At 70.7% G+C, this 13,437-nt stretch carries 11 protein-coding genes; 9 read left to right on the top strand and 2 right to left on the bottom strand.

Annotated features, from left to right (window positions below):
* Nucleotides 1-222: 222 nt before the first annotated feature.
* Entirely contained in the window at nt 223-2,082 is a 1,860-nt protein-coding gene (locus OF819_RS10715; protein WP_267243181.1) for a SpoIIE family protein phosphatase, read from the top strand.
* Nucleotides 2,083-2,247: 165 nt separating this feature from the next.
* Nucleotides 2,248-3,711 (top strand): catalase, encoded by a 1,464-nt coding sequence (locus tag OF819_RS10710; protein ID WP_267243180.1) that lies wholly within the window; start codon nt 2,248-2,250, stop codon nt 3,709-3,711.
* A gap of 98 nt (nt 3,712-3,809) precedes the next feature.
* On the opposite strand, the gene OF819_RS10705 is transcribed toward OF819_RS10710, so the two are convergent.
* Nucleotides 3,810-6,080, bottom strand: a complete 2,271-nt coding sequence (locus OF819_RS10705; protein WP_267243179.1) for a transglycosylase domain-containing protein — start codon at nt 6,078-6,080, stop codon at nt 3,810-3,812.
* 312 nt (nt 6,081-6,392) lie between these two features.
* Between OF819_RS10705 and OF819_RS10700 the strand changes: the two genes are divergently transcribed.
* From OF819_RS10700 to OF819_RS10680, 5 genes are all read left to right on the top strand, one after another.
* Entirely contained in the window at nt 6,393-7,319 is a 927-nt protein-coding gene (locus OF819_RS10700) for an SPFH domain-containing protein (RefSeq protein ID WP_267243275.1), read from the top strand.
* Complete coding sequence (locus OF819_RS10695; protein ID WP_267243178.1) at nt 7,316-7,528, top strand: hypothetical protein; 213 nt, start codon at nt 7,316-7,318, stop codon at nt 7,526-7,528. Before OF819_RS10700 ends, OF819_RS10695 begins: the two co-directional genes overlap by 4 nt.
* 149 nt (nt 7,529-7,677) lie before the next feature.
* Nucleotides 7,678-8,202, top strand: a complete 525-nt coding sequence (locus tag OF819_RS10690) for a PadR family transcriptional regulator (protein ID WP_267243177.1) — start codon at nt 7,678-7,680, stop codon at nt 8,200-8,202.
* Nucleotides 8,199-8,891 (top strand): ABC transporter ATP-binding protein, encoded by a 693-nt coding sequence (locus OF819_RS10685; protein ID WP_267243176.1) that lies wholly within the window; start codon nt 8,199-8,201, stop codon nt 8,889-8,891. The genes OF819_RS10690 and OF819_RS10685 overlap by 4 nt, the downstream gene beginning before the upstream one ends.
* Nucleotides 8,892-8,914: 23 nt before the next feature.
* Entirely contained in the window at nt 8,915-11,215 is a 2,301-nt protein-coding gene (locus tag OF819_RS10680) for an FtsX-like permease family protein (RefSeq protein WP_267243274.1), read from the top strand.
* Here the strand turns inward: OF819_RS10680 and OF819_RS10675 are convergent.
* Entirely contained in the window at nt 11,160-12,152 is a 993-nt protein-coding gene (locus tag OF819_RS10675; protein WP_267243175.1) for a hydrogen peroxide-inducible genes activator, read from the bottom strand. The genes OF819_RS10680 and OF819_RS10675 overlap by 56 nt on opposite strands.
* Before the next feature lie 132 nt (nt 12,153-12,284).
* Between OF819_RS10675 and OF819_RS10670 the strand changes: the two genes are divergently transcribed.
* Both OF819_RS10670 and OF819_RS10665 read left to right on the top strand, forming a co-directional pair.
* Entirely contained in the window at nt 12,285-12,839 is a 555-nt protein-coding gene (locus OF819_RS10670; protein WP_267243174.1) for a peroxiredoxin, read from the top strand.
* 2 nt (nt 12,840-12,841) lie between these two features.
* Nucleotides 12,842-13,375, top strand: coding sequence for an alkyl hydroperoxide reductase (locus tag OF819_RS10665; RefSeq protein WP_267243173.1), 534 nt, complete (start codon nt 12,842-12,844; stop codon nt 13,373-13,375).
* The last annotated feature ends 62 nt before the right edge of the window (nt 13,376-13,437 follow it).

The raw sequence follows: 13,437 nt of genomic DNA, 5'->3' as shown, positions 1-13,437 counted from the left end.
CATGGAGGACATGCATCAACCGCTGAGCGCGGCCCGGAAGCTGACCGTAAGTCATTTCGAGTCACTGAACACGTCGACCACAGGGGGTGGAACTGTGCGACAAGCCCACCGCCCTGTCACCGCCCCCCGCAGAGCGGGTATACGGCCCCACGAGGCGCCTCGCGAGACGTCTCACGAGGCGCAGGCATCGCACCCCCGGCCCAGACGGACGGAATCCCACGCGTGACGGAGCAGCCCACCTCCCACGAAGGCCGGCAGCCCCTGGCTGCCCGCCCGCACGAACGCGCCCGCCCCCGGTCGCAGGCGGCCGGGCACGCCGCCCTGCCTGCGCCGGGCGGGCCCGCGGGGCCGCCGCAGGAGCTGGCCACGGCGGCGCGGCGCGAGGGTGACCGGCTGCGTTTCGTGGGAGCGGCGACCCGCCGCATCGCGCGCGGGATCGATCTCGACGAGATCGTGCTGGGGCTGTGCCGGGCCACGGTGCCGACGTTCTCCGACGCGATCCTCGTCTATCTCCGCGATCCGCTGCCGGTCGGCGACGAACGGCCGGTGTCGCCGTTCGTGCTGCGGCTGCGCCGCACTGACCGGCTGCGTTTAGCGGAGGAGGACGGCGATCTCACCGTCGCCGGGGCCCCGTCCGCCGCCGATCCCCAGATTGACCTGAATCCGACGGCCGAACTGTGCCAGGTCCGCTCTGGCGGGGCGCTGTCGGAGGTGCTGCGCGGGGTGCGGCCCGTCTTCGGCGACTCCGCGGCGGCGCGCGCCGCGCTGCCGGAGCTCCTCGGCGACGGCCGGAGCGTGCCGGGCGGCCATCGGGCCATACTCGCCCCGCTGCGCGGCCGCCGCCGTGTCATCGGCGCCGCCGTCTTTCTGCGCAGACCCGACCGGCCCGCCTTTGAACCCAACGATCTGCTGGTGGCCGCGCAGCTCGCCACGCACACGGCCCTCGGCATCGACAAGGCCGTGCTGTACGGGCGCGAGGCGTATATCGCGGACGAGCTGCAGCGCACCATGCTGCCCGAGGGGCTGCCGCAGCCCACCGGCGTACGGCTGGCCTCCCGCTATCTGCCGGCCGCCGAGACCGCACGGGTCGGCGGGGACTGGTACGACGCGATCCCGCTGCCCGGCAGCCGGGTCGCGCTGGTCGTGGGCGATGTGATGGGCCACTCCATGACCTCCGCCGCGATCATGGGCCAGCTGCGCACCACCGCGCAGACCCTCGCCCAGCTCGATCTGCCGCCGCAGGAGGTGCTGCACCATCTGGACGAGCAGGCCCAGCGGCTGGGCACGGACCGGATGGCGACCTGTCTGTACGCCGTGTACGACCCGGTCTCGCACCGCATCACCATCGCCAACGCCGGGCATCCGCCGCCGGTGCTGCTGCATCTCGGCGGGCGGGCCGAGGTGCTGCGGGTGCCGCCGGGCGCGCCGATCGGCGTCGGCGGAGTGGACTTCGAGGCGGTGGAGCTGGACGCCCCGGCCGGTGCGACGCTGCTCCTCTATACGGACGGTCTGGTCGAGTCGCGGCTGCGGGACGTGTGGACGGGCATCGAGCAGCTGCGGGAGCGGCTCGCCGCCACCGCCCAGCTGACCGGCCCCGACCACTCGCCGCCGCTGGAGGCGCTCTGCGACGACGTGCTGGACATGCTCGGTCCGGGCGACCGGGACGATGACATCGCGCTGCTGGCCGCCCGCTTCGACGGGATCGCGCCGAGCGATGTGGCGTACTGGTTCCTGGAGCCGGAGGACGCGGCGCCGGGCCGGGCCCGCCGGCTGGCCCGCAGGGCGCTGGACCGGTGGGGTTTGGAGGAGCTGTCGGAGTCGGTGGAGCTGCTGGTCAGCGAGGTGGTCACCAACGCGGTGCGCTATGCGTCACGGCCGGTGACACTGCGGCTGCTGCGTACGGACGTGCTGCGCTGTGAGGTCGGCGACGACTCCCCGCAGCTGCCCCGGCAGCGCCGGGCGCGGGACACGGACGAGGGCGGCCGTGGTCTCTTCCTGGTGAACCGGCTGGCCAGACGGTGGGGGGCGACCCGGCTGTCGACCGGCAAGGTCGTCTGGTTCGAGCTGTCTACTCGCGGGTAGCGGGCAGGGCGCGCGGGAGCGGAACCCGCCCGGAGAGACGGACGGCAGCCGGACGGGGGTCAGAACTGGACCCCGTCCAAATGTTGCCGACGTCAGGCCGGAGGAGTTGACTGGGGGGCGCGGGAGGCCCTCACCTCAAGCTTCTCAACCGACGGGAGGACGCTCGTGACCGAGTCAGCCCCCACGACTCCGTACACGACGAACAACGCCGGCATCCCCGTGGAGAGCGATGAGCACTCGCTCACCATCGGCGCCGACGGCCCGATCCTGCTCCAGGACCACTATCTGATCGAGAAGATGGCCCAGTTCAACCGGGAACGGGTGCCGGAGCGGGTGGTGCACGCCAAGGGTGCGGGCGCTTACGGAGTCTTCGAAGTGACGAACGACGTCAGCCAGTTCACCAAGGCGGATCTGCTCCAGCCCGGCAGGCGCACCGAGATGCTGGCTCGCTTCTCGACGGTCGCCGGCGAGCAGGGCTCCCCCGACACCTGGCGCGACCCGCGCGGCTTCGCGCTGAAGTTCTACACCGAGCACGGCAATTACGACCTCGTGGGCAACAACACGCCCATCTTCTTCGTCCGCGATCCGCAGAAGTTCCAGGACTTCATCCGCTCGCAGAAGCGCCGCCCCGACAGCGGTTTGCGTGACCATGACATGCAGTGGGACTTCTGGACGCTCTCCCCAGAGTCGGCGCATATGGTCACCTGGCTGATGGGCGACCGCGGCATCCCCAAGAGCTACCGCCATATGAACGGCTACAGCTCCCACACCTATATGTGGGTCAACGGCGGCGGCGAGAAGTTCTGGGTGAAGTACCACATCAAGACCGACCAGGGCATCGACTTCCTCACCCAGGCGGAGGCCGATGAGCTGGCCGGGGTCGACGCGGATGTCCACCGCCGCGATCTGCACCAGTCGATCGAGTCCGGGAACGCGCCGAGCTGGACGATGTATGTGCAGGTCATGCCGTTCGAGGACGCCCCGGGCTACCGCTTCAACCCATTCGATCTGACCAAGGTGTGGCCGCACGGCGACTACCCGCTGATCGAGGTCGGGCGGATGACGCTCAACAAGAACCCGGAGGACTACTTCATCCATATCGAGCAGGCCGCCTTCGAGCCCTCGAACCTGGTGCCGGGCATCGGCCCGTCACCGGACAAGATGCTGCTCGGCCGGCTCTTCTCGTATCCGGACACCCACCGGTACCGGATCGGCCCGAACTACGCCCAGCTGCCGCCGAACCGGGCGCGTTCGCCGATCAACTCGTACGCCAAGGACGGCCCGATGCGCTATGAGCCGGCCAACGTCGCACGGCCCTATGCGCCCAATTCGTACGGCGGGCCGGACGCGGATGTGGCGGCGTTCGGCGACCCCGCGGGCTGGGCTGCCGCGGGCGAGATGGTGCGCGAGGCGTACAAGCCGCACCGCGAGGACGACGACTGGGGCCAGCCGGGCACGATGGTCCGGCAGGTGCTGGACGACGCCGCCCGCGACCGGCTGGTGTCGAACGTCAGCGGGCATCTGCTGAAGGGCGTGTCCCGGCCGGTGCTGGACCGCGCGCTGCGGTACTGGCGCAATATCGACAAGGAGATCGGCGACCGGATCGCCAAGGAGGTCAACGGCAGCTGAGGCCGCCGGGGCCTGGACATGCGTGTGCCCGCCGCCCGGGAGCCGGGTGGCGGGCACACGTACGCAGGGCAGGGCCTGCGGGGGTCACGGCCTGCGGGTCACGGCCTGAAGGGCCGGTCCCCGTCGGGGAGCGTGCCGTCGCCCGGGTCGTCCGCCCCGCCGGAGCCCGTCGGCGCCGGCTCGGTGGACTCCGTCGGCCGGGGGTCCGGCTTCTCCGTCTGGGTGTTTGTGGGCGAGGGGTCCGGGCCGGGCTCGGTGGTCTGCGTATGCGTCGGCTTGGGCTCCGGGTCCGGCTCCTGTGACTGCTCCCGGGTGCGGGTGGGCGTGGGATCCGGGTCGGGCTCCTGCGACTGCTCCTGGGTCCAGGTCGGCGACGGCTGTACGGTCGCGATGTCGGCGAGCTCCAGATCGAACTTCTCATTCGAGCCGCTGCCCAGCGCGCCGCGCGTGTAGTCGGCCCAGATCTTGGCGGGGAAGCCGCTGCCGCTGGCCCGCCCGGAGTTGGCGGTGCCGGTGAGCGTCACCTGGCCGCCGCCCTCGGTCGGCTTCTCGCCGAACAGGGCCACGACGGTCGTCAGCTCCGGGGTGTAGCCCGCGAACCAGGCGGCGTAGTTGTTCTCCGAGGTGCCGGTCTTGCCCGCCGCCTCGTACGCGCTCGACTTGGCCCGGAAGCCGGAGCCGTTGTCCACCACGCCCTTGAGGACGGAGGTGACGGTGTCCGCGGTCTCCCGGCTGATCACCTGGCGGCCGATCGGGTCGTCGAACTCGACGGTGCGGTCCTTGCGCTCCGCGGAGGCCACGATCGCGGGGGTGACCTTCTTGCCGTGGTTGGCGAGGGTGGCGTACACCCCGGCCATGTCCCAGGTGGAGGCGTTCATACTGCCCAGCGCGGTCGAGGGCCTCACCGGGTAGTTCTTGTCCGGGACGCCCAGCTTGAGCGCGGTCTCCTTCACCTTGTCGAGGCCGACGTCCACGGCCATCTGCGCGTAGGCGGAGTTGATCGAGCTGTCCGTGGCCTTCTGGACGGTGACCGGGCCATAGCTCCTGCCGTCCTGGTTCTGCGGCGCGTACGGGGTGTCGCTGCCGACGACCGGGCGCTTGCTGGTGCCGTCGTAGATCGTCTTCGGGCCGATCGGCTGGCCGTCCTGCGTCGTCGAGCCGTGCTCAAGCGCGGCGGCGAACACCAGCGGCTTGAAGGTGGAGGCGGGCGTGTAGTCCTGGCGGGTGGCGTTGGAGACCCAGTGCGTGGTGGCGTCCACGCCCCCGTAGAGCGCGACGACCTTGCCGGTCTTCGGGTCGACGGAGGTGGCGCCGGCCTGCACGGTCGCGTCGACCTTGTTGCCCTTGCGGTCCAGCTCGCTCTCCAACTGCTCGTCGACCGCCTTCTCCAGCGCCTTCTGCCGCTTGGGGTCGATGTTCAGCGTGATGGACCAGCCGCCCGCCCGGAGCTCCTGGTCGCTCACGCCCTGCTCGCGCAGTTGGCGGTTGGCGGCCTCGACGAGATAGCCGGTCTGGCCCTCCATGCCGGGGGCGGGCTTGGGCTCCTGGGGCGTGGGGAACTTCATGGCGGCGCGCTTGGACTCCTTGAGCCAGCCCTCCTCGACCATGTTGTCCAGCGTGTAGTTCCAGCGGTCGGTGACCAGCTTCTTGCCGGTGTCGCTGGCCACGGCCCAGTCGTACTGGCTGGGGGCCTGGAGCAGGGAGGCGAGGTACGCGCCCTGCTCGACGTTCAGCTCGGAGACGTCGACCCCGTAGTACGCCTGGGCCGCGGCCTGGATGCCGTAGGCGTTGCGGCCGAAGTAGCTGGTGTTCAGATACCCGGCCAGGATGTCGCTCTTCTCCTTGCGCTGGTCGACCTTGAGCGAGATCACCAGTTCCTTGAGCTTCCGGCTGACCGTCTGGTCCTGGTTCAGGTAGTAGTTCTTGACGTACTGCTGGGTGATGGTGGAGCCGCCCTGCTTGCCCTTGCCGGTGAGAGTGTTCAGCACACCGCGGGCCGTGCCCTTGAAGTCGACCCCGGAGTCCTTCCAGAAGGTCTTGTTCTCGGCGGCGACAAACGCGTTCTGGACGTCCGCCGGGACCTTGTCCAGGCCCACGATCTCCCGGTTGACCTCGCCGTCGCGGGCGAGGATCGTGCCGTCGGCGTACTTGTACGTATTGCTCTGCAGCTCCGCCTGGGCGTTCGCCTCCGGAACCGGCACCAGCAGATAGATCACATACAGCGCGCCCATCCCCAGCAGGGCCAGCGTGAAGAACGCGCCCAGGATCTTCCGCCAGGTGAAGAAGCGTCGTATGCCGGTGGGCTTGGCTTTGGCAGCCCGGCGCGCACCGCGCTTCCGGGCGGCTTGTCGCGCTTCGGCTCGGCCCATCGGTGGTTCGCTCCGCTCTCGGTTGTGCCGTTCTGTCGGGAATCAGCTAGGCAAGCTAACACTGGTTCCTGGGACAAAGGCCCATCGATCCGTCTTTTCCGTGCGTGAGGTTCAGCACGCCACTGAGGCATCTCCTCGGCGTCTCCTCAACAGATCCGACTCCTGGGAGGCGCGCAGGGTTGCGAGATGGGATAATCTGCTAACAGATTGATTGCACAATGCTTAGTGCAAGCAGACGCACCGACACGGGGAGTGATCATGACTGCTGTCACCGGCGACACCGCTGACAAGGCCGGCAAGACCGGCAAGACCATGGGAGCGGACGCCAGAGGCAGAGGGCCTTCGATGCCACGGCCTCGGGTGAGCGAGTTCCCGGCGCGCAGCATCGGCGGCGGCCTCGCGCTGCTGCTCGGGCTGGTGGGGGTCCTGGCGGCGGCGGGCCTGATCGCCCTCGGCGCGGCCGCCGGCTCGGCGGGCGCCAAGGCCGCGCTGATCATCGGCGGTGTGGCAGTCGCCATCGCCGCGCTGCTCGCGATGAGCGGGCTGAACATGGTCGCGCCCGGCGAGGCGCGGGTGGTGCAGCTCTTCGGCCGCTACCGGGGCACGATCCGCACAGACGGCCTGCGCTGGGTCAACCCGTTCACCACGCGCGAGAAGATCTCCACCCGGGTGCGCAACCACGAGACGGCGGTGCTGAAGGTCAACGACGCGTACGGCAACCCGATCGAGCTGGCCGCTGTGGTCGTATGGCAGGTCGAGGACACCGCACAGGCGATGTTCGAGGTGGACGACTTCCTGGAGTTCGTCTCCACGCAGACGGAGGCGGCGGTCCGGCATATCGCCATCGAGTACCCGTACGACGCCCATGACGAGGACGGTCTGTCGCTGCGAGGCAACGCCGAGGAGATCACCGAGAAGCTCGCGCTGGAGCTGCACGCGCGGGTCGAGGCGGCCGGCGTGCACATCATCGAGTCCCGCTTCACCCACCTCGCGTACGCACCGGAGATCGCGTCCGCGATGCTCCAGCGGCAGCAGGCGGGCGCGGTGGTCGCCGCACGGCGGCAGATCGTGGACGGCGCGGTCGGCATGGTCGAGCAGGCGCTGGCCCGCATCCAGGAGGAGGAGATCGTGGAGCTCGACCCGGAGCGCAAGGCGGCGATGGTGTCGAATCTGATGGTGGTGCTGTGCGGGGACAGGTCCGCGCAGCCCGTGCTGAACACGGGCACGCTGTACCAGTGAGCGGCGCCGAGCGGAAACAGGTGCTGTTGCGGCTGGATCCGGCGGTGTACGAGGCGCTGGCGCGGTGGGCGTCGGACGAGCTGCGCAGCGCGAACGCGCAGATCGAGTTTCTCCTGCGGAGGGCGCTGGCGGATGCGGGCCGCCTGCCGGATGCGGCGGGGCCGCTTCCGCGGCGCGGCCGCCCGCCGAAGCCGCGGCCGCCTGACTGACGGGGGCCCGTCGCCCCGCCGCCCCGGACCGGGGCGCGCCCCGCCCTCCAACTGGACCCGCGCCTGAGGCGCGGGTCCAGTTTGCTTCTGCGGCAGCTCCGCGCCGCACGTATACACCCGATGTATACACACCGTGTACAGTGGCGCGCATGTCCATCGGTCACACATTGCTCGGGCTCCTTGAGTCCGGCCCCCGCCACGGCTACGACCTCAAGCGCGCCTTCGACGAGAAGTTCGGCCACGACCGGCCGCTGCACTACGGGCAGGTCTATTCGACGATGTCCCGGCTGCTCAAGAACGGCCTCGTCGAGGTCGACGGCATAGAGGCCGGCGGCGGCCCGGAGCGGAAGCGGTACGCCATCACCGACGCCGGCATCACGGACGTCGAGCGGTGGCTGGCGCAGCCGGAGAAGCCGGAGCCGTATCTCCAGTCCACGCTCTACACCAAAGTCGTGCTCGCCCTGCTCACCGGCCGCAGCGCGGCCGACCTCCTCGACACGCAGCGCGCCGAGCATCTGCGCCTGATGCGCATCCTCACCGACCGCAAGCGCCGCGGCGACCTCGCCGACCAGCTCATCTGCGACCACGCGCTGTTCCATCTGGAGGCGGATCTGCGCTGGCTTGAGCTGACCGGCGCACGGCTCGACCAGCTCGCGGGCGAGGTGCGCGCATGACCCCCGCCGGCTCCCTTCTCACCGCATCCGGGCTGCGCAAGGCGTACGGCCCGACGACCGCGCTGGACGGCGCGGACTTCTCCATACACCCCGGCGAGGTCGTCGCGGTCATGGGCCCGTCCGGCTCGGGCAAGTCGACCCTGCTGCACTGTCTGGCGGGGATCGTGACGCCCGACGAGGGCACCATCACCTACGACGGCCGGGTCCTGTCGGCCATGAGCGACGCGGAGCGCAGCGCCCTGCGCCGTACGGACTTCGGCTTCGTCTTCCAGTTCGGCCAGCTGGTGCCCGAGCTGACGTGCGTGGAGAACGTCGCCCTCCCCCTCCGCCTGGCCGGCGTCAAGCGCAGGGACGCCGAGCGGACCGCGCTGGGCTGGATGGAGCGCCTGGAGGTCGACGGCCTGAAGGCCAAGCGTCCCGGCGAGGTCTCCGGCGGCCAGGGCCAGCGGGTCGCCGTGGCGCGCTCCCTCGTCACCGGGCCCCGCGTGCTGTTCGCCGACGAGCCGACCGGCGCGCTGGACTCCCTCAACGGTGAGCGTGTGATGCAACTCCTCACCGAGGCCGCCAGGTCGGCCAACGCCGCCGTGGTGCTGGTCACCCACGAGGCGCGGGTCGCCGCCTACTCGGACCGGGAGATCGTCGTACGCGACGGAAAGTCCCGCGACATGATGCAGGAGCTGCCCGCGTGAACACCTGGCTCCAGGACCTGCGCATGGGCGTCAGGTTCGCGTTCGGCGGCGGCCGGGAGGGCTGGACGCGCACCCTGCTCACCGGCGTCGGCGTCGGTCTCGGCGTGGCGCTGCTGCTGGTCACCACGGCCATCCCCAGCGCCCTCGCCGCCCGCGACGCCCGCGCCGACGCCCGCAGCGAGCACACCGCGCCCCAGGCCGCGCAGCCGGGCCGCGACACCCTGCTGATCGGCATGGCGGACACCCGTTTCCACAGCGCGGACATCCACGGCAGGCTGCTCAAGCCGGAGGGCCCCGACGCCCCCGTCCCGCCCGGCCTCACCGGCTTCCCCGCGCCCGGGGAGATGGCCGTGTCGCCCGCGCTGAAGGAACTGCTGGCCTCCTCGGAGAGCGAACTGCTGCGTGAGCGGCTGCCATACCGGCAGATCGCGGTCATCGGCGACGAGGGGCTGATCGGCCCGTCCGAACTCGCCTACTACGCGGGCAGCGACACGCTCGAGCAGATCGGGGGCTTGGTCCCGCGGGTCACCGGCTTCGACAACTCCGCAGAGCCGGAGCCCCTGGACCCGGTGCTGACCCTGCTGATCGTGTTGGTCTTCACAGCCCTGCTGACGCCCGTCGCGGTCTTCATCGCCGCCGCCGTCCGCTTCGGCGGCGAGCGGCGGGACCGCAGGCTCGCCGCGCTGCGCCTGGTGGGCGCGGACAGCCGGATGACCCGCAGGATCGCCGCGGGCGAGGCGTTCGCCGGCTCACTGGTCGGGCTCGTCTTCGGCACGGGCTTCTTCCTGGTGGCACGCCAGGCGGCCGGCGCGGTGGACCTGTTCCGCGTCAGCGTCTTCCCCGCCGACCTCAACCCCTCGCCCGCCCTCGCCGCGCTGGTCGCGCTCGCCGTGCCCGCCGCCGCGGTCGCGGTGACCCTGTTCACCCTGCGCGGTGTGGTGATCGAACCGCTCGGCGTCGTACGCACCGCCAAGCCCACCCGCCGCAGGGTCTGGTGGCGGCTGCTGCCGCCGCTCGCCGGACTGGCCCTGCTCTACCCCATGACGGGCCGCGGCGACAACAGCGGCGAGTTCAACCAGTGGCAGGTCAGCGCGGGCGTGGTGCTGCTGCTGGTCGGCGTCACCGGGCTGCTGCCCTGGCTGGTCGAGCGGGCCGTCTCCCGGCTGGGCGGCGGCTCGGTCTCCTGGCAGCTCGCGGTCCGCAGACTCCAGCTCAGCAGCGGCACGGCAGCCCGCCTGGTGAACGGCATCGCGGTCGCGGTCGCCGGGGCCATCGCCTTGCAGATGCTGTTCGCCGGGGTCGAGAACGACTACACCAAGCAGACCGGCCAGGACCCTTCACGGGCGGCGCTGTCCGTGAGGGCCAACACCGGCGCCGACTCACCGGAGGAGGTGGCCGCCCTCACCCGGCGGATCAGCGGCGCCGAGGGGGTGTCGGAGGTCATCCAGCTCACCTCCACCGGCCTGTCCCCCGCCCCGGACAGCCTGGAGGAGACGACTTCCCTGACCATCGGCAGCTGCGCGGCACTGCGCCAGGTGGCGCAGCTGGACTCCTGCACCGACGGCGACGCCTTCATCCTGCGCGGCAGCTTCGACGACACAAACACCGACGCGGTCGCCAAGCCCGGCGGGACGCTGTACGCGGGCAATGTGTACGGCACCGAGGGCGCACCCCCGCCGGTCGCCTTTACGCTGCCCGCCTCCGCGAAGGATGCCGTCAGCCGTGAGGACCCCGACGGCACCAAGCGCAACGGCATCGCCGTCACCCCGTCCGCCGCCCCCAAGGGCCTGGGCGACGAGCAGCTCGCCACCCTCTATGTGCGGCTCGACGACTCGGTGCCGGACGCAGTGGAGCACGTCCGCACGGCACTGCGCCAAGCGGACCCGCTGCTGAGCCCCCTCACGCTTCAGGCGACGATGGAGTCGGAGCGCTTCGCCTCGATCCGCACCGGCCTGTACGTGGGGGCCGCCTGCGTCCTGCTGCTGATCGGCGCGAGTCTGCTGGTCTCCCAGCTGGAGCAGCTGCGCGAGCGCAAGAAGCTGCTGTCCGCACTGGTGGCGTTCGGCACCCGGCGCTCCACGCTCAGCCTGTCGGTGCTGTGGCAGACGGCGGTTCCGGTGGCGCTGGGCCTCGCCCTGTCCACCGCGGTCGGGCTGACCCTGGGCGCGGTGCTGCTGCGGATGGCGAACGCCCAGGTGGTGATCGACTGGGTGTCCGTGGCCTCCATGGCCGGGATCGGCACCGCCGTCGTGCTGGCGGTGACCGCGCTCAGTCTGCCGCCGCTGCTGCGCCTGATGCGGCCGGAGGGGCTTCGTACGGAGTGAGGATGCGCACCGGGAGGGCCCGCATCGCCTCCCGCAGCGCCCCGGCGAACGCCTCGAACTCGCCCTGGCGTGCCGCGCCCGCGCGGCACGCCAGGGCGATGCGCCGTGCGGGGGCCGGCTCCGCGAAGTATCCGGTCTGCAGCCTGCCCCCGCGGGCGGTCTCCACCTCGACGGCGGTGCGCGGCAGCAGCGTCACCCCGAGCCCGCCCGCGACGAGCTGCACCAGCGTGGAGAGCCCGGCGGCCGTGGTCGTCACGGCCGCCCCTTCGGTGCGGCCCGCCTCCCGGCAGACGTCGAGGGCCTGGTCGCGCAGACAGTGGCCTTCGTCGAGCAGCAGCAGATCCAGCTCCTTGAGGGCGTCGCGCGGAATGCCGACGCGCCCGCCCAGCCAGTGGTCCTGCCCGGTGACCAGCACGAAGTCCTCTTCGAAGAGGGGGAGTTCGGTGACGGTCGGCACCCCGAGCGGCACGGCGAGCAGCAGCAGATCGAGCCGCCCGGCCGCCAGGCCGTCCAGCAGGGACGCCGTCTGCTCCTCATGGACCTGGAGATCAAGCTCCGGATAGGCGTCGCGGACCAGCCGCAGCACGGTGGGGAGCAGATACGGCGCGACGGTGGGGATCACCCCGAGCCTGAGGACCCCGGTGAACGGAGCCCGTACCGCCTCGGCCTCCTCCAGCAGCTCGCCGACGGCGTCGAGGACGGCCCTGGCGCGCACCGCGAGCCGCTCCCCCGCCGGGGACAGCAGCACCTTGCGCGTCGTACGCTCCAGCAGCTGCACGCCCAGCGTCTCCTCCAGCGCCGACACGGCCCCGGACAGCGCGGGCTGGCTCATCCCGATCGCGGCGGCCGCATCCCGGAAGTGCAGATGCTCCGCCACCGCCGTGAAGGCGCGCAGCTGTGCGAGACTCGGCTGCTTGCCCCTATTTGTTACCACCACTGATAAGCACCTCCGATCGCGATGACCGAGTCTAGCTATTTCCGCGATCAATGCAGTGTGTGCGACTATCAAGATCCGTCCAACCCCGCCGGAAGCCCCCAAAAGGGATCTTCCTGTATGCAAGGAGAGCGCGTGCTCACTGTCGGTGACCAGTTCCCCACGTTCGAGCTGACCGCCTGCGTCTCGCTGGAGAGCGGCAAGGAGTTCGAGCAGATCACCCACAAGTCCTACGAGGGCAAGTGGAAGGTCGTCTTCGCGTGGCCCAAGGACTTCACCTTCGTCTGCCCGACCGAGATCGCCGCCTTCGGCAAGCTGAACGACGAGTTCGCCGACCGCGACGCCCAGATCCTCGGCTTCTCCGGCGACTCCGAGTTCGTCCACCACGCCTGGCGCAAGGACCACGCCGACCTGCGTGACCTGCCCTTCCCGATGATGGCCGACTCCAAGCACGAGCTGATGCGCGACCTGGGCATCGAGGGCGAGGACGGCTTCGCGCAGCGCGCCGTCTTCATCGTCGACCCGAACAACGAGATCCAGTTCACCATGGTGACCGCGGGCTCCGTCGGCCGTAACCCCAAGGAGGTCCTGCGGGTCCTCGACGCCCTGCAGACCGACGAGCTGTGCCCCTGCAACTGGAGCAAGGGCGAGGACACCCTCGACCCGGTCAAGCTCCTGGCCGGTGAGTGAGCATGGCCCTCGATGAGCTGAAGGCCGCCATACCGGACTTCGCCAAGGACCTGAAGCTGAACCTCGGCTCGGTGATCGGCAACAGCGATCTTCCGCAGCAGCAGCTCTGGGGCACCGTCCTGGCCTGCGCGATCGCCTCGCGCTCGCCGAAGGTGCTGCGCGAGCTGGAGCCGGAGGCCAAGGCCAACCTGAAGCCGGAGGCGTACACCGCCGCCAAGTCCGCTGCCGCGATCATGGCGATGAACAACGTCTTCTACCGGACGCGCCATCTGCTCTCCGACCCGGAGTACGCGAACCTGCGCGCCGGTCTGCGGATGAACGTCATCGGCAACCCGGGCGTGGAGAAGGTCGACTTCGAGCTGTGGTCGCTCGCCGTCTCCGCGATCAACGGCTGCGGCCAGTGCCTGGACTCGCATGAGCAGGTGCTGCGCAAGGCGGGCGTGGACCGCGAGACGATCCAGGAGGCCGTGAAGATCGCCGCGGTGATCCAGGCGGTCGGCACGACGCTGGACGCCGAGGCGACGGTGGCGGAGTGACGCGCGTGTAGGCGTACACGTATGACGATGGCCCCCCGACTTCCGGTCGGCGGGGCCATCGT

This window comes from Streptomyces sp. PR69 (assembly GCF_026420845.1).
GTDB lineage: Bacteria > Actinomycetota > Actinomycetes > Streptomycetales > Streptomycetaceae > Streptomyces.
This window is presented reverse-complemented; position numbering and strand designations above follow the sequence as displayed.